The organism is Sanguibacter inulinus, from assembly GCF_013415325.1.
GTDB classification, from domain to species: domain Bacteria; phylum Actinomycetota; class Actinomycetes; order Actinomycetales; family Cellulomonadaceae; genus Sanguibacter; species Sanguibacter inulinus.
This window is the reverse complement of the sequence record NZ_JACBYE010000022.1, coordinates 1-20,633: the sequence shown is the minus strand read 5'-3', so window position 1 is coordinate 20,633 and position 20,633 is coordinate 1. Positions and strand designations below refer to the sequence as shown.

The 20,633-nt window shown below is 70.6% G+C and carries 18 protein-coding genes; 12 read left to right on the top strand and 6 right to left on the bottom strand.

The features are described 5' to 3' along the window. Nucleotides 1-27 precede the first annotated feature (27 nt). Both purE and HZZ10_RS10285 read right to left on the bottom strand, forming a co-directional pair. The gene (gene purE / locus HZZ10_RS10290; RefSeq protein ID WP_056136735.1) at nucleotides 28-558 is read right to left on the bottom strand and encodes a 5-(carboxyamino)imidazole ribonucleotide mutase; all 531 of its coding nucleotides are present in this window, start codon (nucleotides 556-558) and stop codon (nucleotides 28-30) included. Between the two features lie 58 nt (nucleotides 559-616). After that, a complete protein-coding gene (locus HZZ10_RS10285; RefSeq protein WP_257152696.1) occupies nucleotides 617-1,753 on the bottom strand; it encodes a 5-(carboxyamino)imidazole ribonucleotide synthase in 1,137 nt (378 codons plus the stop codon). Nucleotides 1,754-1,885: 132 nt separating this feature from the next. Between HZZ10_RS10285 and HZZ10_RS10280 the strand changes: the two genes are divergently transcribed. Then, on the top strand, nucleotides 1,886-2,512 hold the full coding sequence (locus HZZ10_RS10280; RefSeq protein WP_218928650.1) for a GtrA family protein: 627 nt from the start codon (nucleotides 1,886-1,888) through the stop codon (nucleotides 2,510-2,512). Here HZZ10_RS10280 and HZZ10_RS10275 read toward each other — a convergent pair. Further along, nucleotides 2,490-3,815 (bottom strand): sensor histidine kinase, encoded by a 1,326-nt coding sequence (locus HZZ10_RS10275; protein WP_056136731.1) that lies wholly within the window; start codon nucleotides 3,813-3,815, stop codon nucleotides 2,490-2,492. The genes HZZ10_RS10280 and HZZ10_RS10275 overlap by 23 nt on opposite strands. Before the next feature lie 79 nt (nucleotides 3,816-3,894). After that, nucleotides 3,895-4,578 (bottom strand): response regulator transcription factor, encoded by a 684-nt coding sequence (locus tag HZZ10_RS10270; RefSeq protein WP_012865871.1) that lies wholly within the window; start codon nucleotides 4,576-4,578, stop codon nucleotides 3,895-3,897. A 257-nt stretch (nucleotides 4,579-4,835) separates the two neighbouring features. Here HZZ10_RS10270 and HZZ10_RS10265 point away from each other — a divergent pair, with 257 nt between their 5' ends. The 4 genes from HZZ10_RS10265 (at nucleotide 4,836) to HZZ10_RS10250 (ending at nucleotide 10,457) form a co-directional block, all read left to right on the top strand. Continuing rightward, nucleotides 4,836-6,095: a sensor histidine kinase gene (locus HZZ10_RS10265; protein ID WP_179913426.1), complete on the top strand. Its 1,260-nt coding sequence runs from the start codon at nucleotides 4,836-4,838 to the stop codon at nucleotides 6,093-6,095. Continuing rightward, on the top strand, nucleotides 6,092-6,805 hold the full coding sequence (locus tag HZZ10_RS10260; RefSeq protein ID WP_056136728.1) for a response regulator: 714 nt from the start codon (nucleotides 6,092-6,094) through the stop codon (nucleotides 6,803-6,805). Before HZZ10_RS10265 ends, HZZ10_RS10260 begins: the two co-directional genes overlap by 4 nt. A gap of 212 nt (nucleotides 6,806-7,017) precedes the next feature. Then, on the top strand, nucleotides 7,018-7,845 hold the full coding sequence (locus tag HZZ10_RS10255) for an ABC transporter ATP-binding protein (protein WP_179913425.1): 828 nt from the start codon (nucleotides 7,018-7,020) through the stop codon (nucleotides 7,843-7,845). Continuing rightward, nucleotides 7,845-10,457 (top strand): FtsX-like permease family protein, encoded by a 2,613-nt coding sequence (locus HZZ10_RS10250; protein WP_179913424.1) that lies wholly within the window; start codon nucleotides 7,845-7,847, stop codon nucleotides 10,455-10,457. The genes HZZ10_RS10255 and HZZ10_RS10250 overlap by 1 nt, the downstream gene beginning before the upstream one ends. A gap of 115 nt (nucleotides 10,458-10,572) precedes the next feature. On the opposite strand, the gene HZZ10_RS10245 is transcribed toward HZZ10_RS10250, so the two are convergent. Further along, the gene (locus tag HZZ10_RS10245) at nucleotides 10,573-11,043 is read right to left on the bottom strand and encodes a hypothetical protein (RefSeq protein ID WP_179913423.1); all 471 of its coding nucleotides are present in this window, start codon (nucleotides 11,041-11,043) and stop codon (nucleotides 10,573-10,575) included. 331 nt (nucleotides 11,044-11,374) lie between these two features. Here HZZ10_RS10245 and HZZ10_RS10240 point away from each other — a divergent pair, with 331 nt between their 5' ends. Continuing rightward, nucleotides 11,375-11,623 (top strand): WhiB family transcriptional regulator, encoded by a 249-nt coding sequence (locus tag HZZ10_RS10240; protein WP_012865865.1) that lies wholly within the window; start codon nucleotides 11,375-11,377, stop codon nucleotides 11,621-11,623. Between the two features lie 393 nt (nucleotides 11,624-12,016). Here the strand turns inward: HZZ10_RS10240 and HZZ10_RS10235 are convergent, their stop codons facing one another. Further along, nucleotides 12,017-13,489 (bottom strand): sensor histidine kinase, encoded by a 1,473-nt coding sequence (locus HZZ10_RS10235; RefSeq protein WP_056137130.1) that lies wholly within the window; start codon nucleotides 13,487-13,489, stop codon nucleotides 12,017-12,019. A gap of 152 nt (nucleotides 13,490-13,641) precedes the next feature. Between HZZ10_RS10235 and HZZ10_RS10230 the strand changes: the two genes are divergently transcribed. From HZZ10_RS10230 to HZZ10_RS10205, 6 genes are all read left to right on the top strand, one after another. Continuing rightward, nucleotides 13,642-14,154 carry a DUF2505 domain-containing protein gene (locus HZZ10_RS10230; RefSeq protein ID WP_056136720.1) on the top strand — a complete coding sequence of 171 codons (513 nt, stop codon included), beginning with the start codon at nucleotides 13,642-13,644 and terminating at the stop codon, nucleotides 14,152-14,154. A 372-nt stretch (nucleotides 14,155-14,526) separates the two neighbouring features. Next, nucleotides 14,527-15,843 carry an ABC transporter substrate-binding protein gene (locus HZZ10_RS10225; RefSeq protein ID WP_056136718.1) on the top strand — a complete coding sequence of 439 codons (1,317 nt, stop codon included), beginning with the start codon at nucleotides 14,527-14,529 and terminating at the stop codon, nucleotides 15,841-15,843. A 128-nt stretch (nucleotides 15,844-15,971) separates the two neighbouring features. Continuing rightward, a complete protein-coding gene (locus HZZ10_RS10220) occupies nucleotides 15,972-17,108 on the top strand; it encodes a carbohydrate ABC transporter permease (RefSeq protein ID WP_056136716.1) in 1,137 nt (378 codons plus the stop codon). Then, nucleotides 17,105-18,016, top strand: coding sequence for a carbohydrate ABC transporter permease (locus HZZ10_RS10215; protein WP_056136714.1), 912 nt, complete (start codon nucleotides 17,105-17,107; stop codon nucleotides 18,014-18,016). Before HZZ10_RS10220 ends, HZZ10_RS10215 begins: the two co-directional genes overlap by 4 nt. After that, nucleotides 18,013-19,500, top strand: coding sequence for a GH1 family beta-glucosidase (locus tag HZZ10_RS10210; protein WP_179913422.1), 1,488 nt, complete (start codon nucleotides 18,013-18,015; stop codon nucleotides 19,498-19,500). Before HZZ10_RS10215 ends, HZZ10_RS10210 begins: the two co-directional genes overlap by 4 nt. Before the next feature lie 48 nt (nucleotides 19,501-19,548). Further along, entirely contained in the window at nucleotides 19,549-20,607 is a 1,059-nt protein-coding gene (locus tag HZZ10_RS10205) for a LacI family DNA-binding transcriptional regulator (RefSeq protein WP_056136710.1), read from the top strand. Nucleotides 20,608-20,633 lie beyond the last annotated feature (26 nt).

The following is a 20,633-nucleotide window of genomic DNA, read 5'->3' as shown; positions in this document are numbered from 1 at the left end:
CAGAGCCTGAGGTTCGGTGGAGGAGCGTCAGACGCTGAAGCCGGTCCGCCTGTCACGCCCGGCGCGCAGGCGCGCGCCCTTCTCCTTGGCCTGCTCGCTCAGCGCGGCCTGGAAGGCGACCATCCGCTCGCGCAGCGCGAGAGACTCGTCGTCGGTCGCGCTCGCGAGGATGCGGGCCGCCAGCAGACCGGCGTTGCGCGCCCCGCCGATCGACACCGTCGCGACGGGGACCCCGGCCGGCATCTGCACGATCGACAGCAGCGAGTCCATGCCGTCGAGGTAGGCGAGCGGGACAGGCACGCCGATCACCGGCAGAGGCGTCACCGCGGCCAGCATGCCGGGCAGGTGGGCAGCTCCCCCGGCGCCGGCGATGATGGCGCGCAGACCGCGTCCGGCGGCCTCGCGGCCGTAGTCGATCATCTCGGTCGGCATGCGGTGGGCGGACACGACGTCGACCTCGACCTCGACACCGAGCTCGGCGAGCGCGTCGGCTGCGGCCTGCATGACAGGCCAGTCGGAGTCGGAGCCCATGACGATGCCGACGACGGGGTTGCTCATGCGATTCTCCTCAGGGACGGTGCTGGTCTGGTGCTGACGTGCTGGTCGTGCCGAGGCGTCAGCCGGGCAGCGTCTCTCCGCGCAGCATCGCCGCCGCGGCGACGGCGCGCCGACGGACCTCGTCGAGGTCCGCGCCGCTGACGTTCACGTGGCCGAGCTTGCGGCCGGGCCGCACCTGCTTGCCGTAGAGGTTCACCCGCGCGTCGGGGAAGGCAGCCAGCACGGCGGGCAGGGCATCGGTGACGTCACCGAGCGCGCTGCCGAGCACATTGGCCATGACGGTCCACGGGGCCGTGGCAGCGGTCTCGCCGAGCGGGAGGTCGAGCACCGCGCGCAGGTGCTGCTCGAACTGGCTGGTGACCGATCCGTCGATCGTCCAGTGCCCAGAGTTGTGCGGGCGCATGGCGAGCTCGTTGACGACGAGCGCCGGCTCGGCGTCGGGGCCCGTGCGGACCTCGAACATCTCGACGGCCAGGACGCCGGTGACGTCGAGCCCCTCGGCGATGCTCAGCGCGACGGCGCGGGCGCGGTCTGCCTCTGCGGGCGTGAGGCCCGGGGCCGGTGCGACCACCTCGGAGCAGACCCCGTCCCGCTGGACGGACTCGACGACGGGCCAGGTGCGGGCCTCGCCGCTCGGACGCCGGGCGACCAGCACGGCGAGCTCACGGGTGAAGGGCACCTTCTCCTCGACGAGCAGCGTCGGTCCACCGATGGCGACAGCCGCGAACCAGTCGGCCACGGCGTCGGCCGAGGCCACGACCCGCACCCCCTTGCCGTCGTACCCGCCGCGGGACGTCTTGACGACGACCTCGCCGCCGCCCCCTTGAGAGATGAAGGCGTCGAGGGCCGCGCGGGCGGCGCTCTCCTCGCGCGGGAGCTCGAGCCAGCGTGGGCACGGCGCACCGAGCTCGGCGATCCGCCGTCGCATGACGATCTTGTCCTGGGCCTGGACGAGGGCGTCTGGGCCGGGGTGCACGGGGGTGCCCGCGGCGACGATCTCGCGCAGCAGCTCGTTGGGCACGTGCTCGTGCTCGAAGGTCAGGACGTCGGCGCCGACGACCAGTGCGCGCAGCGCGGACTCGTCCGAGGCGACACCCACCGGGGCGTCGACCACCACCTGGGCCGCGCTCGACGCAGGGTCCTCGACGAGCACCCGCAGGTGCACCCCGAGCTCTGCCGCCGCAGGGGCCATCATCCGGGCAAGCTGCCCGCCACCAACTACTGAGATCACCGGAGCTGCCACGAGAGACCACCCTAGTCGACACCGGCACCCGAGTCCTCGGCTGTCGCACAGGTGGACGGCAGGCTTCCGGGATACTCTTCCACGATGACCTCGCACGTCCGTCAGGCCACGTCGCCGGCGGGATCCCCGGACCCGGACGGACCAGCCGCCGCGCCCGAGGGCCGCGCGCCCTCGGCTCCCCCCGCGGGGCGCACCGAGCCTTCCGACCCGGAGGCAGCGTCACAGGTCCCCGCCCTCGAGCCTCGCAGGTCACGGCGCAGCGCGCTCGTCGCGCGGGCCGCAGAGCTGCTGCGCTTCGGGACCGTCGGCGGGGTCGCCTTCGTCGTCGACACGGGTCTGTTCAACCTCTTGCGCTTCGGCCCGGGCGACCTGCTCGCCGACAAGCCGCTGACCGCGAAGGTGCTCTCGGTCGCTGTCGCCACGATCGTCGCGTGGCTCGGCAACAGGTACTGGACCTTCTCAGACCGCAAGACCCAGACGCAGCTCCGCGAGTTCATCGGCTTCGTGGTCGTCAACATCGGTGGCATGGGGATCGCCCTGGGCTGCCTGTGGTTCTCCCACTACGTGCTCGACCTGCGCTCCCCGCTCGCGGACAACATCTCCGCCAACGGCGTCGGGCTGGTCCTCGGCATGGTGTTCCGCTACCTGGCGTACAGGACCTTCGTCTTCACGGCGAAGCCCGCGGGGGCTACCAAGACCGCCGGCGCTTAGAGCTGCTCGAGATCGCGACACCCCGCGGGATCACGACGTCGGGGTTCATGGTCCGCGGGACCCCGGCGAGGAACACCGAGAAGATCGGCGGCTGACGCTGCGTGAGCTCGAGGCGCCCGCCGTCCGCCGCCGCGAGATCGCGGGCGAGCGCGAGCCCGAGCCCTGTGCCCTTTCCGGACGTGACCTCGCGCTCGAAGATCCGTGGTGCGAGGTCGTCGGGCACACCGGGGCCCTCGTCGGTCACCGTGATGACCATCGCCTTGCTCGGACCCGACTGCTTGGCGCGTACCGTCGTGGTCCCGCCACCGTGCTTGAGAGAGTTCTCGATGAGGGTGGCGAGCACCTGGGCGAGGGCCCCGGGGGTCGCCAGGACGTGGATCTCGTCCGACACGTCGATGACGAGCCTGCGGCCCTGAGCCTCGAAGGTCGGGCCCCACTCCTCCTCCTGCTGCTGGAGCACCTCGACGAGGTGCACGGCCTCGGTCGTCCCGCCCGAGGTGCGCGAGCGGGAGAGCAGGTCGTCGACGACCCGGACGAGGCGCTCGACCTGCTCGAGGGAGATCCGTGCTTCTTCCTGCACCTCGGGGTTCTCGGGGGCCGCCATGGCGATCTCCTCGAGGCGCATCGACAGCGCTGTGAGCGGGGTGCGGAGCTGGTGGGAGGCGTCGGAGGCGAACTGCCGCTCGGCGGCGAGCCGACCGGCCATCCGGTCGGAGCTGCGGCCGAGCTCGGCGGCGACGAGGTCGATCTCCTCGACACCCGACGGCTCGATGCGCGGGCGCACCTGACCCGAGCCGAGCTGCTCGGCGGAGGCCGCGAGATAGACGAGGGGCGCGGAGAGGCGGTTCGCCTGCCAGACGGCCATGACGATCCCGGCACCGAAGGCCACGACGGCTGCGGCGACCACGAGGACCACCACCTGCGCGCTGCGCAGGTAGAGCGCCCAGGTCGACACCTCGATCTGCACGATCCAGTTGGACTGCGTGCGGATCGGCCGCGACTCGGTGCGGCCCTCGATGGGTTCGCCGGCGGTGATCTTGTCGCCCACACCGAACACCTGCACGTAGCCCGTGAGGTTGCCGTCGTCCCCGCCGACGTAGCGCTCGAGGAGGTCGGGGGTGATCTGCTCGTCGCGCGCCAGACGGTTCTCGATCGAGCGTCCGAGCTCGGAGGTGCGGGCCTGGAGCGAGCGGATCTCGTTGTCGCGCACGAGGGTCGCGCCGATGAGCGCGAGCGGGAGCCCGAGCAGGATGACGGCGACAGCCACGGCAGACACCGTGGCCATCAGTACTCGACGTCGCATGTCAGTCCTCGCTCATGGGGTCCGTCGGCGCACCGGGGTGGCCGGGCGCTGACGGACCCGCGTCAACCAGCGGGAGGGCTCAGCCCTCGCCGTTCTCGAACCTGAAGCCGAGGCCGCGCACCGTGGTGATGTAGCGCGGCGAGTTGGCGTCGTCACCGAGCTTGCGGCGCAGCCAGGACACGTGCATGTCGAGGGTCTTGGTCGAGCCGATCGGCTCCGAGCCCCAGACCTCGCGCATGAGCGCGTCGCGGACGACGACGGTGCCAGCGCCCTGGACGAGCACGCGGAGCAGCTCGAACTCCTTGGTGGTCAGGTGGAGCTCGCGCTCGCCCTGGAAGGCACGGTGCGCGGCGACGTCGACCTTGACGTCCTGCGCGTGGAGCTCTTCGGCCTCGGTCGGGTCGCCGTGGGTGCGACGCAGCAGCGCGCGGACGCGGGCGAGCAGCTCGGCGAGCCTGAAGGGCTTGGTGACGTAGTCGTCGGCACCGGCGTCGAGACCGACGACGAGGTCGACCTCGTCGGCACGGGCGGTGAGGACGAGCACGGGGGTGGTCAGGCCGAGACCGCGGATCGCACGGGCGACCTCGAGTCCGTCCATGTCCGGGAGCCCGAGGTCGAGCACGACCAGGTCGGCGACAGACGCGTTGTCGATCGCGCCTTGACCTGTTCCTTGCACGACCACGTTGTATCCCTCACGTGAGAGGGCGCGCGCCAAAGGTTCGGCAATGGCCGGGTCGTCCTCAGCCAGAAGTACGTGGGTCATTCGCCCATGCTAGGTCATGAAAGCCCCCTGCGGGTGATGAAGTTCGCGCGTGCCCTGGGCGAGTGCATCACACATCGCGTCGGCCGTCGCGGCTCCGGCACCAGGGGCCGCCGGGTCAGAGCGCCGCAGGTCAGGCGTGCCGCCGCGAGACCGGCCGTGCCCCGCGGACGCCGTCAGCCCGCAGGGGCGCTCGCGGCGCCGGGGCTCCGCCCTGGGGCTGACGCCGCTCCCCCCGAGGCCTCTCTAGGCTGTCCCCCATGAACTGGTACGACAGGGCAGGCCGCTGGGCCGAAGAGCACCGCGCGCAGGTCGACGTCGTCGGGACCCTGCTCACGCTGCTCGTCGTCGTGCCGCTGTCGACGGCCATGTCCTCCGGGTACATCGACTACGGGCTCGGCACCGTGGGGACCGCACCCGTCCTCGCGCTCTTCGCGCTGCTGACCGTGGGGCCGCTGGCTGTGCGCCGTACCCGGCCGGTGCTCTCCGTGACCCTCGTCTACACCGCCACCCTCGTCCAGATGCTGCTCGGCATGCCTCTCGTGCTGCCGGCCAACTTCTTCGTCCTCGTGGCCCTGTTCTCCGTCACCGTCTACGGCCCGCGCTGGGCGCACCTCGTCGCCATCGCGACAGGTCTCCTCGGCTCGGCGCTGCTGGGGGCCATGCTCGGCCTGCAGAGCGGCGCCGGGAACACGATCTTCGGCATGATCCTGTCGGTCATCTTCGTGGGGCTGCTCTTCGTCGCGACCTGGGCCTTCGGGCTCGTGCGCCGCGCCCGTCGGGAGACCCTCATCGCGCTGCGTGACAGGACCCGCAGCCTCGAGGTCGAGCGTGACCAGCAGGCCCGCATCGCGACAGCCGCCGAGCGCTCGCGCATCGCCCGCGAGATGCACGACATCGTCGCCCACTCCCTCTCGGTGATGATCGCCCAGGCCGACGGCGGGCGCTACGCGGCCACGGCCGACCCGGAGGCCGCCACCCGCACCCTCGGGACCATCAGCGAGACCGGTCGCGCAGCCCTCGCCGACATGCGCAGGCTCCTCGGCGTGCTCCGCGACGAGCCCGACGACGAGCGGGGCAACGGCGGGGCCGCCGAGCGCACACCGCAACCTGCCGCAGGAGACATCACAGCCCTCGTCGAGCAGGTGCGCGCCTCGGGGATGCGGGTCTCGCTCGTCCGCATGGGCGTCGCCAGGACGCTGCCCCCGGGCACGGGCCTGACGCTGTACAGGATCTGCCAGGAAGCGCTGACGAACATCCTCAAGCACGCAGGGCCGGACCCCTCGGTGACCGTCGTGGTGACGTGGGAACGCCGCAGCGTCAAGGTCGAGATCGACGACGACGGGCGCGGCGCCTCGGCCGACAGCGACGGCGCCGGTCAAGGACTGCTCGGCATGCGCGAGCGCGCCGCGATGTTCGGGGGGACCGTGACCTCGGGACCACGCCCCGGCGGCGGCTTCCGTGTGATGCTTGACCTTCCGCTGCCCGAGCCACGTACCGAGGAGCTCTCCGCACCATGACGACCGCCCTGCCCGACGCCTCACCGCACATCCGCGTCGCGATCGTCGACGACCAGCAGCTCCTCAGGGCCGGGTTCCGCATGGTGATCGACTCTCAGCCCGACCTCGAGGTCGTGGTCGAGGCCGGTGACGGCGCCCAGGCGGTCCGCCTGCTGACCGACCACCCCGTCGACGTGGTGCTCATGGACATCCGGATGCCGACCATGGACGGGCTCGTCGCGACGGCCCAGCTGACAGCGCTGTGGGCCGCGCACCCCGACACGGCTCCGCGCATCATCGTGCTGACGACCTTCGACCTCGACGAGTACGCCCTCGAGGCGATCCGCTCCGGGGCGAGCGGGTTCCTGCTCAAGGACGCCCCGCCCGAGGAGATGCTCGCGGCCATCCGCACCGTCCACTCGGGCGACGCCGTCATCGCCCCCTCGACCACACGCCGGCTGCTCGACAGGCTCGTGACGACCCTCCCGGCAGAGCAGCTCGCCGACTCGGGCAAGGCCTCGGCCGTCGACAGCCTCACCGACCGCGAGCGCGAGGTCCTCGTGCTCATGGCGCGAGGCCGCGCGAACCAGGAGATCGCCTCGGACCTGTTCGTCGCCGAGGCGACGGTCAAGACGCACGTCGGCAGGATCTTGGCCAAGCTGGGTGCTCGCGACAGGGTGCAGGCCGTGGTCACCGCCTACGAGACCGGTCTGGTCCGTCCAGGCGAGTAGCCCGGTCCGTCCGCGGACGGCTCGGACGTCGTCACAGGTCCGCCCGGGGGATGACAGCGGGCAGGGCAAGACCAGCCCTCGGCCCGACGCAGCGGGCGAGGCCCCAGAACTAGCGTGGTGATCACGTCGGGGGCGGGTTCCCCAGCTCGTGCGCTCCTCGGAGCGCGTCCGCTCCCGACGTCCATCGTTCCCCCGCCACCAGGAGACATCTCGTGGACTCGTCCGCAGCACCCCACCCCCGCCCGACGTCCGGCGCGCCCGCCCAGCCTGCGGTCCGCGCCAGGTCCCTCACCAAGCTCTACGGCAAGGGTGCCGGGACCGTGCACGCGCTCGACGGGGTCGACGTGGACTTCGCGGCCGGCCAGTTCACCGCGATCATGGGCCCGTCGGGCTCCGGCAAGTCCACGCTCATGCACCTGCTCGCGGGGCTCGACTCGGCGTCGTCGGGGCAGGCCTTCATCGGTGACACCGAGGTCACGAGCCTCGACGACAACCACCTGACCTCGCTGCGCCGCGACAGGGTCGGCTTCGTCTTCCAGTCCTTCAACCTGCTGCCGATGTTCACGGCCGAGCAGAACATCCTGCTGCCGCTGACCCTCGCAGGGTCGCCCGTGACCGCCGAGGTGAAGGAGTGGCTGAGCACGCTCGCCGTCACCCTGGGAATCCAGGACAGGCTCTCGCACCGTCCCTCGGAGCTGTCGGGCGGGCAGCAGCAGCGCGTGGCGATCGCCCGGGCGCTCATCGCCCGTCCCGAGGTCGTCTTCGCCGACGAGCCCACCGGGAACCTCGACTCGCGCTCGGGCGCCGAGGTGCTGAGCTTCTTGCGACGCTCTGTGCGTGAGCTGGGCCGCACGATCATCATGGTCACCCACGACCCGGCGGCCGCCGCCTACGCCGACCGCGTGGTGCTCATCGCCGACGGCGCGATCGCCGGCGACATCGCCAACCCGACCCCGGAGTCTGTCCTCGCAGGGCTCGACGCGCTGCGCACCTTCGAGACGACCGCTGACACCGGCGCCACCCGGCAGGTGGCCTCCTGATGTTCGCCCTCACCTTCGCCCAGATGCGACGCAGCATCGGGCGGCTCGCTGCCGCCGGTGTCGCGATCGCGATCGGCACGGCCTTCGTGGCCGCCACCCTCCTCGCCTCCGACGTGCTCAAGCGCGCCAGCTACGACTCGGTCGCCGCCCAGTACGGGCAGGCCGAGCTCGTGGTGCGCGCGGCGAGCGGGGCAGGCGGCTACGGCGACGCGACGTCGTTCGCGGCCGACGAGGCCCAGCTCGACCAGATGCGCCAGATCGACGGCGTCGAGGCTGCAGACCCGGTCGAGTCGACCTACCTCCAGCTCCAGAACGGCGCCCGGAGCCTCTACCAGGCCACCATCGCCGTGCCCTCGTCGCCGAAGCTCCAGCCCCTCACTCTCGTGTCCGGCACCTTCCCGGCGTCGAGCGAGGAGATCGCGCTCCCCGCGGACGCCGCCGAGCTCCTCGGCGTGGCTCCCGGCGACACGCTCACGGACCTCTCGTGGGGGCCCTCGGCCGTCGAGAGCACGTCAGCCGTCGACGGCGAGAGCACGACCGCGTCCGACGAGCCTGTCGAGACGACGCTCACCGTCAGCGGGATCGTCGACGACCCCTTCAAGGCCTACGCGATGCAGGGCGGGGCTGCTGTGGTGACCGCGGACACCTTCACGGACCGTCGTTGGCCCGACTCCGACCCCATGCACGTCGACATCGCCGTGCTGCTCGAGGCAGGCGCCGACGAGTCGGCGGTGAGCAGCGCGATCCAGGCCGTCGTCGCCGACCAGGGCATGACGGTGGAGACCAAGGACGCTGCCGCCGAGAGCTCGATCAACGCCGTCACCGGGGACCAGCAGGTCTTCACCCTGACGATCCTCTCCTTCGCGGCGATCGCACTGCTCGTCGCGGCCCTCGTCATCTCGAACACCTTCCAGGTGATCGTCGCCCAGCGGACCCGGACGCTCGCGCTGCTGCGCTGCGTCGGCGCCAAGAAGTCCCAGCTGCGTCAGTCGGTCGTCCTCGAGGCCGCGACCCTCGGTCTGGTCTCGTCGGCGATCGGGCTGGCCGTCGGGTCTGCCTTCGTGCAGATCGCGGTCATGGTGCTCGGTCGGGTCGACCTCGACATCCCGGTCCCCAGCCGTATCTCCTTCTCAGTCGCCGCCGTGGTCTGGCCGCTCGTGGTCGGCACCCTCGTGACTGTCCTCGCCAGCCTCGTCCCCGCGCGGGCCGCGACCCGTGTCGCACCCCTCGAGGCGCTGCGCCCCTCCGAGGCACCGAGCGCGACAGCCGGCGGCGGACGGGTCCGTCTCGTCTTCACCCTGCTCCTCGTGCTCGGCGGCGCGCTCCTCGTGGTCGGCGGCGTGGCTGCCAGCCAGAACGGGCAGGTCGAGGTCGGGCTGCTGGCCGGCGTCCTGGGCGGGGCAACCTCCTTCGTGGGGGTCCTGCTCGGTGCCGTGTTCTGGGTGCCGAAGATCGTCGGCGCGGTCGGTCGGATGCTCTCGTCCGCAGGGCCGAGCACCCAGCTCGCCGCCGCCAACATCACCCGGAACCCGCGCCGCACCGCGGCGACGAGCAGCGCGCTGCTCATCGGCGTGACCCTGGTTGCGATGATGTCCGTCGGCGCCTCGACGGCGCGTGGCTCTCTCAGCTCGACCCTCGACGGCACCTACAACGTCGACGTGCAGGTCCAGGGACAGGCCTGGTCGGCGGGCACCGACGTGGAGCCCCTCTCCCCCACGCTGATCTCCGAGGTGTCCAGCCTCGACGAGGTGGCCGCCGTGGCACCGATCACCGAGGTCCTGGTGCGGACCGAGTCGAACGGCTCGGTGGCCGAGGACGAGACCGTGCAGGTCGTGGACCCGGCCTCTGCCCGGGGCGCGCTGCGCGACCCGTCGATCCTCGACGGTCTCGACGCCACGCACGCCGTGGTCTCGGAGAACTACGCCGACTACTTCCTCCAGGGCTCCTCCACGATCACCCTCGAGGGGGACCGTGGAGAGGTCACGCTCGACGCGGTGGTCGGAGACATCTCCGGCATGAACGTCGTCGTCGACTCGAGCGTCGGCGAGCAGATCGTCTCGTCGACGGCACCGACCTCGGTCTGGGTCAAGGTCACCGACCTCGACGACGCCGGCAGCACGGTCAACGAGATCCGCGACGCGGTGTCGGGGACCTCGGTCGGCGTGGCAGGTGCCGCCGTCGAGCGGGCCACGATGCAGCAGGCGATCGACACCATCCTCGCGGTGGTCGTCGGCCTCCTGGCCATCGCCGTGGTGATCGCCCTCATCGGGGTGGCGAACACGCTCTCCCTGTCGGTCCTCGAGCGACGACGCGAGTCGGCCACGCTCCGGGCCATCGGGCTGAGCAAGCGCCAGCTGCGCTCGACGCTCGCGCAGGAGGGCATGCTCATCGCCGGGGTCGGCGCGGTCCTCGGGGTCGCCCTCGGGCTGCTCTACGGGTGGGTCGGGTCGTTGGTGGTCCTCGGCGGCTTCGCCGACGTGTCGCTCACGGTTCCCTTCGGGACGCTCGGGCTCGTCGTCCTGGTCGCCGTCGCGGCAGGCCTGCTCGCGTCGATCGTCCCCGGACGCTCGGCGGCGAAGACCTCGCCGGTCGAGGCACTGGCCGTCGACTGAGGTCGGCAGCACCGCAGAGGGCGGGCAGGCACCACGTCTGCCCGCCCTCTGCGTCAGGGTGGCTGCCGCAGGCGCTCGTCAGGTGCCGGTGGGGGCAGGCGCGAACCGCGCCGGCTCAGTCCTGGTCGAGGTCGTAGGTGCGACGACCGGTGAAGCTGGAGACCGGACCGGAGAGCAGCCCGACCAGACCGAGGACCGCGACGACGACGAGCGCCAGACCGAGGCCCGTCGTGCCGCCCTGGAGGAAGCTCACACCGACCAGCCCCGTCAGCACCTGCACGGTGATGACGGGACCCCGCACCCAGGACCGTCCCACGGACACCCCGTAGGCGGCTGCGAGCATCAGCCAGGCCCCTGCCGCGCACGACAGGGTGAGGGCGATCGCGACCGAGACGACCCTGTCCCGCCCGGGGAGGAAGTCGAGGGCGCCGATCACCGCGAAGACGACGAGCGCCAGACCTTCGAGGGCGAGGAGGGCAGACGTGGCCCAGACCGCGGGGTGACGACGCACCTCGAACCAGCGGCCGAGGGCGCCCCGACGCTCGGGCGTGGGCTCAGACGGCTGGGAGAAACCTGAGGAAGTCATAAGTGCTCCAGACGATAGCGGATAGATCACAGTGCTCTCGACCCTGTCCTTGGTCCTGGATCCGACGTCACAGCGCGCAGAGCGTGCCGATCCTCGCGAATCGGCCCAAGATCACCCTTGACCAGCGCCGTCGAGCGTGCTTATAACTCACCTGGCGAGTGCGGCTGACCAAAAATGTGATCAAGACCTCAGTCGTCACGCAATAGAAACCTCCTGGTAACCCTTGTGCCGGGGATGGTTGAGGTGTGAACTGGTTACCAGCAGTCACAAGCCACCCTCTCCCTTTGCCGCGCCCTCCCCTGGGCCGGCTCGCCCCTGCCTAGGAGTTCTCATGGATTGGCGTCACCGCGCATCCTGTCTCGACGAAGACCCTGAGCTGTTCTTCCCCATCGGCAACACAGGTCCCGCGATCCTCCAGATCGACGAGGCGAAGGCCGTCTGCCGTCGCTGCCCCGTCGTCGACACCTGCCTCAAGTGGGCCATCGAGTCCGGCCAGGACGCCGGCGTCTGGGGAGGCCTGTCCGAGGACGAGCGCCGCGCCCTCAAGCGCCGCACGGCCCGCGCCCGCCGCGCCAGCTGACGTCACGCTGAGCCGCACCGCAGACTGAGCACCACCCGCTGAACCACGAGGCCCGGATCCCGCCCAGGGACCCGGGCCTCGCTGCATCCCCACCGGCGCACGCCTCCCCCTCCCCCCGTCGAGGTCGCTCGCGCTCTACCGAGGTCGTACGGTCACCGCCGAGGTCGCACAGATTCCACCGAGGTCGTACGGACACGCCGGATCAGGCCGTCCCGGACTCGATTCTGGCGTGTCCGTACGACCTCGCCGTGGAGCAGACGACCTCGCGGGTGCGAGGGTGGGGCCGGGTGGTCAGGGCAGCGTGATCAGACGGGCCCAGTCAGGCGAGTCCGGCGAGGCCTGCGGTCCGGTCAGGTCAGGTGGTGCGGTCCGTCGGTCCGTCCCGGCCCGTTGTCAGGCCGTCGGGTCATGGGTCGTGACGCCGCGGAGGACGACGGCGACGGCGACGATCGTCCCGCCACCCTCGCGGGGCTCCCACTCGATCGTGCCCTGGAGCTCGTTGGTGACGAGGGTCTTGACGATCTGGGTCCCGAGGCCACCCGACGGCCCCTTGCCCTCACCCATGCCGACGCCGTCGTCCTCGACCGTGACCGACAGGTGCGCCCCGTCCCGCTCCGCCCTGACCTCGACGGTGCCTCCACCGGCTGCCGACAGCCCGTGCTCGACGGCGTTGGTCACCAGCTCGGTGAGGATCAGCGCGAGGGCCGTGGCGTCCTGCGCGGGCACCATGCCGAAGGTCCCCGTCTGCACCGTGCGCACGCTCACGTCGGCCGAGGCGACGTCGGCCGTGAGGCGCAGCGCACGCCCCATCATGTCGTCGAACTCGACCTCTTCGTCGAGGGTCTGCGAGAGCGAGTCGTGCACGAGGGCGATGGTCGCCACACGGCGCATGGCCTCTTCGAGAGCCTCCTTGGCCTCGGGCACGGTCATGCGACGCGCCTGGAGACGCAGCAGCGCCGCGACGGTCTGCAGGTTGTTCTTCACGCGGTGGTGGATCTCGCGGATCGTCGCGTCCTTGGTGATGAGCTCGCGCTCACGCCTGCGGAGCTCGGACACGTCGCGGCACATGAGGACAGCGCCGATGCGCTGGCCGTTCTCCGTCAGCGGGACCGAGCGCACCGAGAGGCACACCCCGTGCGAGTCGACCTCGGTGCGCCACGGAGCCCGCCCCATGAGCACGAGCGGCATGGACTCGTCCACGGGCACCTGGTGCTCGACGAGCTCGGTCGTCACCTCGATGAGCGACTCGCCCACGAGGGCACCGATCACCCCGAGCCTGTGGAAGCAGCTGAGCGCGTTCGGGCTCGCGTAGAGCACCTCGCCCTCGGAGTTGAGGCGGATGAGCCCGTCACCCACGCGTGGTGCACCCCGCCGCGGGCCCGTCGCACCGTCGGGCGAGGGGAACTCGCCGGTCGTCACCATGTTCATGAGGTCGTCGGCGGCCTCGACGTAGTTGAGCTCGAGACGGCTGGGGGTGCGCCCGCTGCCGAGGTTGGTCTGCCGGGCGACGACAGCGATCGGTCGACCCTCGTGCAGGACCGGGACGACCTCCTCGCGGACCGCGTAGGTGCCGAACCACCGGGGCTCGCGCGAGCGCTGCGTGCGCTCCTCCGTGAGGGCACGCTCCAGCTGGGGCAGCAGCCCGCCCGGCGCGAAGGACCCGACGATGTCGTCGTGGTGGACCGTCGCGCCTGTGCTCGGTCGGCACTGGGACACGGCCACGAAACCGCCGTCGGTCGTCGGCAGCCACAGCACGAGGTCGGCGAAGGCCAGGTCGGAGATGAGCTGCCAGTCACCCACCAGCAGGTGGAGCCACTCGGCGTCCGCAGGGTCGAGCGCGCTGTACTTGGACACGAGGTTGCTCATGGTCGACACAGAGGAAGCCTACGCGGGCGAGCGCCCCGCGCGTCGTCCGGACGTGCTCGCCCGCGCACCTCGTCCCCACATCGGCAGACGTACACCCGGGCGCACCGTTCGGTAGGCTCGTGCTCACCCGTCACGGCGAAGGAGCACGACCCATGCGCACGAGCATCACCCTGGACCTTCCCCTGCCGACCGACGCCGCGGTCCGGCTGGTCAACGACCCCGAGTTCATCCGCCACAAGGCGGCGCAGGCCGGGTCGAAGGTGCTCACAGTCGACGTGACCTCGGGCACCGACGGCAGCTACACGTCGGCGGTCCGCAGGGTGATCCCGAGCGACCAGATCCCTGCGCAGGCGCGCTCCTTCGTGGGGTCCGAGCTCGAGATCCGCCAGACCGAGGCGTGGGCCGAGCCGACCGAGGGGGCCGACGGGCGTCGCTTCGGCACGGTCTCGGTCGAGATCACCGGCGCGCCCGTGCGCATGACGGGGTCGATCACCCTGGTGCCCGCTGCCGGAGGCTCGACCATGACCTACGAGGGCGAGATCAAGTCCCCTGTCCCGCTCTTCGGGGCGAGCATCGAGAAGGCTGCCGCCGAGGCCATCCGCCAGGCCCTCACAGCCGAGGCCGCGACGGCCTCCGACTGGATCGCGACCCACCCGCAGGACTGACTCGTCAGGCGGTCGACGACGACCGCCTCCCCGGAGCCAGGGCCGCCCTCTCGAGGGCGGCCCTCTCGTGCGTCTGGGCACCGTCCGAACCGGTCACCCGATAACGATTCAGCAACCTTCCACGCGGTCGGCAATGCTCTGACCTGCGACTATGCACTTTCGAGTGCCCTTGGAACCGCTCTCACCCCGACTGGGCATTGACGTGTGGGAGCGATCCCACCATGATCATCCGTGACGCATGGGAGCGTTCCCACAGGCGGGCTACCTCCTCCACATGCAGGTTCGACGGTCACCCCTCACCGGGGAGTCCGACAGTCCTTCACACGCACGGACGGCACCGCAGCCGGACCGTGGACAAAGGAGTCTTCACCTATGTTCAGCACCCCTCGTTCGCGTCGCCTCACCTCCGTGGTGGCCGGCGCCTCGATCATGGCGCTCGCGCTCTCGGCTTGCTCCAGCGACGACGAGGCCAGCGGCTCGTCGACCAACGCGGACGGCAAGATCGAGCTGACCGTCGCCACCTTCAACAACTTCGGCTACACCGACGAGCTCCTCGCGGAGTACACGGCCGCCAACCCGAACGTCGTCGTCAAGCAGACCAAGGCTGCCAAGACCGAGGACGCTCGCTCCAACCTCACGACGAAGCTCGCCGCCGGCGGTGACGGCCTCGCCGACATCGAGGGCATCGAGGTCGACTGGATGCCTGAGCTCGACATGGTCTCCTCGGCCTTCGCCGACCTGTCCGACCCTGAGGTCGAGGGTCGCTACGTCGACTGGAAGCTCAAGCAGGGCACGGCCTCGGACGGCACGCTCATCGGCCTCGGCACGGACATCGGGCCGGCCGGCATCTGCTACCGCTCCGACCTCTTCGAGGCCGCCGGTCTGCCGACCGACCGCGCCGCTGTCGCCGAGCTCCTCGGTGGCGAGGACGCCACCTGGGACGACTACTTCGCAGCGGGCAAGACCTTCACCGCAGCGAGCGACTCCGCCTGGTACGACTCGAGCAACGCGATCATGCAGGGCATGGTCGGCCAGGTCGAGGCAGCCTACGAGGACCCCTCCACGGGCGAGCCGAAGGACCTCGCGTCGAACACCGAGATCAAGGGCTTCTACGACTCGATCCTCGAGGTCGCCCCTGAGCTCTCGGCGCACCTCGACCAGTGGAGCCCCGACTGGGACGCTGCGTTCCAGAACGCCGGCTTCGCGACGATGCTCTGCCCCGCCTGGATGACCGGTCCGGTCGAAGAGCGCGCGGGCGGCGTCGACGGCTGGGACGTCGCTGACGTCTTCCCCGGCGGCGGCGGCAACTGGGGCGGGTCCTTCCTGACCGTCCCGAAGTCCGGCAAGAACGTCGAAGAGGCCAAGAAGCTCGCTCTGTGGCTGACCGCCCCTGAGCAGCAGATCAAGGCCTTCGCCAACGCGGGCACCTTCCCGAGCCAGGTCGCGGCATACGACGACGAGACCCTCACCTCGGCGACGAACGACTTCTTCAACGACGCACCCGTCGGCGAGATCTTCATCAACCGCTCCAACGCCGTCAACCCGGTCCCGCCGTTCAAGGGCCAGAACTACTTCGCGATCAACCAGGCCGTCGGCGACGCCCTGAAGCGCGTCGACATCGAGCAGACCCAGAAGGCCGACGAGGCATGGGACCAGGCTCTGAGCGACTTCAGCAACCTGGGCTTCTGACCTCGCTGCACCACCGCGCCTGACCGCCGCGTCGGGCACGGCGCGCCCCACCCGGGGCGCGGCGTGCCCGACGCGGCACCGCCTCTGCTCATCCGCGCCCCGCTGCGGCGTCTGCCCGAAGGATCCTCATGGCTGTCCTGTCCCCACCCAAGCCCTCGACCGACGAGGAGCGCACACCCCGTCGGATCGCCTTCCGTCAGAAGCGCGGCAAGTGGGATGTGAAGCTCTCCCCGTACCTGTACATCTCTCCGTTCTTCGTCCTCTTCGCGATCACCGGTCTGTTCCCGCTGGTCTACACAGCGTGGGTCTCGGTCCACGACTGGAACCTGCTCATCGGGCAGGGCGAGATGGTGGGCCTGCAGAACTACGTGGACGTGCTCCACCAGCCGAACTTCTGGAAGGCGCTGCGCAACACCTTCTCGATCTTCCTGCTGTCCTCGGTGCCGCAGGTGATCATCGCGATCATCCTCGCCGCGCTGCTCGACGCGAACATCCGCGCGAAGACCTTCTGGCGCATGGGCGTGCTGCTCCCCTACGTGGTCGCCCCCGTCGCCGTCGGCCTGATCTTCGGTCGCCTCTTCGCCGACCAGTCCGGCACGATCAACGCGGTCCTGGACATCATCGGCGTCGACCCGGTCCGCTGGCACGCCGAGATCCTCCCCAGCCACTTCGCGATCGCCACGATGGTGAACTTCCGCTGGACCGGCTACAACACCCTCATCTTCCTCGCGGCCATGCAGGCCGTGCCGCGCGAGCTCTACGAGGCCGCGATCATCGACGGCGCCGGGCGCCTGCGCCAGTTCTTCTCGGTCACCGTGCCGCAGCTGCGCGCGACCATCATCTTCGTGGTCATCACCTCGACCATCGGCGGTCTGCAGATCTTCGACGAGCCGCGCATGTTCGACCCCTCCGGCATGGGTGGAGCGGACCGTCAGTGGATGACGCTCACCATGTACATCTACGAGCTCGGCTGGGGCAACCAGAAGAGCTTCGGCCGCGCCGCCGCGGTCGCATGGATCCTCTTCCTGCTCATCGTGGTGATCGGCATCCTCAACTTCCTCATCACCCGGCGGATCTCGTCCTCGGGCACCCGGGCGGTGGCCCGCGCGAAGAAGAAGTCGCTGCGCGAGGCACCCCCCACGCCCCCGGCACCGACAGCACCCCTCGCCCCCACGGGCGTCGGCGTGCCGGCCGCAGCCGACCCGACCACACAGTCAGACGACCTGCCCGACAACGGCACCACGACCACCGGGAGGACGCGATGAGCTCGGTCCCTGTCATCGCCCAGACCGCCGGCAAGGGCGCTGCTCGCAGCGCCGCCAAGCGGCGCCGCAACAAGGTCGGCGGAGCCGACCGCCGCCCCGGGTGGATCACGTACACGCTGCTCGGCATCGTGCTGCTCGTGTCCGTCTACCCGCTGCTCTACGTGTTCCTGCTCGGGTCCTCCGACCAGCTGACGATCTCGCAGAACCCGATCCCCAGCCTCATCCCGCAGGGCAACCTCTTCGAGAACTTCTCCCGCGTCTTCGAGTCGAACATCCCGCTCCTCAAGGGCTTCGTGAACTCGATGATCGTGGCCGTCCTGCAGTCGCTGTCGGTCGTGGTCTTCTCGACGCTCGCCGGCTACTCCTTCGCGAAGCTGCGCTTCCGCGGCCGTGGCCCGCTGCTCGTCTTCGTCATCGCGACCATGGCGATCCCGACCCAGCTCGGCATCGTCCCGCTGTTCATCGTCATGTCCGAGATCGGCTGGTCCGGCAAGCTGATCGCCGTGATCGTGCCCGGCATGGTGACAGCCTTCGGTGTGTTCTGGATGACCCAGTACCTCGAGAACGCCCTGCCCTTCGAGCTCATCGAGGCGGCCCGCATGGACGGCGCGTCGATGATCCGCACGTTCTGGCACGTCGCCATGCCGGCAGCCCGTCCCGCCGCAGCGATGCTCGCGCTCTTCACCTTCATCGGCAGCTGGACGGCGTTCTTCTGGCCGTTCATCATCCTCAACGGGTCCAACCCGACCCTGCCCATGGTGATCCAGCAGCTCCAGGCGAACTACTTCCAGGACTACTCGCTCATCATGGCCGGTGTGCTGCTCTCGACGCTGCCGCTGATCTTCGTCTTCCTCTTCGCGGGCCGCCAGCTGGTCGCCGGCATCATGCAAGGAGCTGTCAAGGGATGACCACCTCGACCCCCACCCCCGACCAGACCGCGACCACCGCGCCCCTGGTCTTCCCCGAGGGCTTCGTCTGGGGCGCAGCGACAGCGGCGTTCCAGATCGAGGGCGCAGCGCACGAGGACGGCCGCAAGGACTCCATCTGGGACACCTTCTGCCGCGTGCCCGGCGCCGTGCTCGACGGCCACACCGGCGACGTCGCGTGCGACCACTACCACCGCTACGCCGACGACACCCGGCTCATGAAAGAGCTGAGCATCGGCGCGTACAGGTTCTCCTCGTCGTGGGCACGCGTGCGCCCCGACGGCGTCGCCGGTCCGGCCGGGGTCAACCAGAAGGGGCTCGACTTCTACTCGCGCCTCGTCGACTCCCTCCTCGAGCAGGACATCCTGCCGTGGATCACGCTGTACCACTGGGACCTCCCCCAGGCCCTCGAGGACAAGGGCGGCTGGACCAACCGCGACACCGCGTACCTCTTCGCCGAGTACGCCGTGACGATGCACGAGGCGCTCGGCGACCGCGTCGGCGTGTGGACCACGCTCAACGAGCCGTGGTGCTCCTCCTTCCTCAGCTACACCGCCGGGGTGCACGCACCGGGCCGTCAGTCGCGGCCCGACGGCCTCGCGGCAGCCCACCACCTGCTGCTCGGCCACGGCCTGGCCACGCAGGAGCTGCGCGCTCGTGCGCCCGAGGCGAACCTCGGTCTCACGCTCAACCTCACGGTCGCCGAGCCCGTCGACCCGACGAACCCTGACGACGTCGACGCCGCGCGCCGCATCGACGCGCAGTTCAACAGGGTGTTCGCCGACCCGATCTTCCACGGCGCCTACCCCGTCGACCTGCTCGAGGACCTCGACGAGCTCGGCCTGGCCGAGGGTTTCCTCGAGCACGTGCACGACGGCGACCTCGAGATCATCTCGACGCCGATCGACACCCTGGGCGTGAACTACTACCACGGCGAGAGCGTGTCGAAGACCCCGGCCGCACCGACCGAAGAGCTGCACGGCGACGCACCCGTCGCCCGTGAGACCTCGGCCCCGTGGCCTGCCGCCGACGGTGTCTTCTGGCACCCGACGGGCGCGCCCGTGACCGACATGGACTGGGAGATCCAGCCCGAGCTCCTCACCCGCCTGCTGGTGCGCATGCACGAGGAGTACACGGGGCCGAAGGGCATGCGCCTGTACGTGACCGAGAACGGCTGCGCCTACGACGACGTCGCCGGCCCGGACGAGCAGGTCGACGACCAGGACAGGCTCTCGTTCTACGACCTCCACCTGCGCGCGACGCACGAGGCTATCGCGCAGGGGGCCGACGTCGCGGGATACTTCGCATGGTCGCTGCTCGACAACTTCGAGTGGGCCTGGGGCTACAACAAGCGCTTCGGTATCGTCCGGGTGAACTATGAGACCCAGGAACGGACCGTCAAGGCGAGCGGTGCGTGGTACGGCGAGGTCGCCCGGACCAGCACAGTCCCGCCGCGCCGCGCCTGAGGCGCAGCGCACCACAGCACCGGGGCCCACGCCCCACGAGGAGATCCGATGAGCATGCAGGTCCCGACGCTCGAAGAGGTGGCCCTGGCCGCCGGGGTGTCACGCTCGACAGCATCACGAGCGATCAACGGCGGCTCACGGGTCTCCGCCGAGGCGCAGGCCGCCGTCGACGACGCCGTCGCCCGGCTCGGGTTCGTCCCGAACCGGGCGGCGAGGTCGCTCGTCACCCGCCGCACCAACTCTGTCGCGCTCGTCGTCCCCGAGCCCGACGAGAGATTCCTCAACGACCCGTTCTTCGCAGCGACGCTGCGCGGCATGAACTCTGTGCTGAAGAACTCCGACCTCCAGCTCGTGCTGCTCATCGCCAAGCTCGACGAGTCCGCCGGGCGGATCGCGCAGTACCTGCGCAACGGGCACGTCGACGGGGCGATCGTCGTCTCCCACCACCGCAAGGACGGCCTCGAGGGTGCCATCGAGGCGTCCCGGCTGCCCGCGGTCTTCGTCGGCCGCCCCTTCCACCCTTTCCCGGGGCTGCGCTGCGTCGACGTCGACAATGTCGGGGGCGGCAAGATCGCGACCGAGCACCTCGTCGCGCGCGGCTGCCGGCGCATCGCCCACATCGCCGGGCCGGGCGACATGACCGCGGGCGAAGACCGTCTCGAGGGCTTCCACGCGGCCCTGCGCGAGGCGGGCCTCGAGCCCGGCCCCGTGGTCCGCGGTGACTTCACGATCGCGACGGGGGCGTCGGCGATGGACCAGATCCTCGCCGAGGACCCCACCATCGACGCCGTCTTCGCGGCCTCCGACCTCATGGCCAGCGGCGCCCTCCAGTCGCTCGCCGCGCACGGGCGCCGGGTGCCCGAGGACGTGGCAGTCATCGGCTACGACGACCTCGGCGTCGCCGACGACACCGTCCCCGCCCTCACGACGGTCGCCAACCCCGTGGTCCGGATGGCCCGCCTCGCGACCGAAGAGCTCCTCGTGACGCTCGGGGCGATCTCGGCGGAGGACCTCGCCGACCCGTCCGACACCGAGCTCCCACCCGTCGTGGACCCGACAGGCCGCTCCGTGCTCGCCCCCGTCCTGGTGCTGCGAGCCTCGAGCTGAGGTCCTCCGCTCCCCCGCCCGAGCAC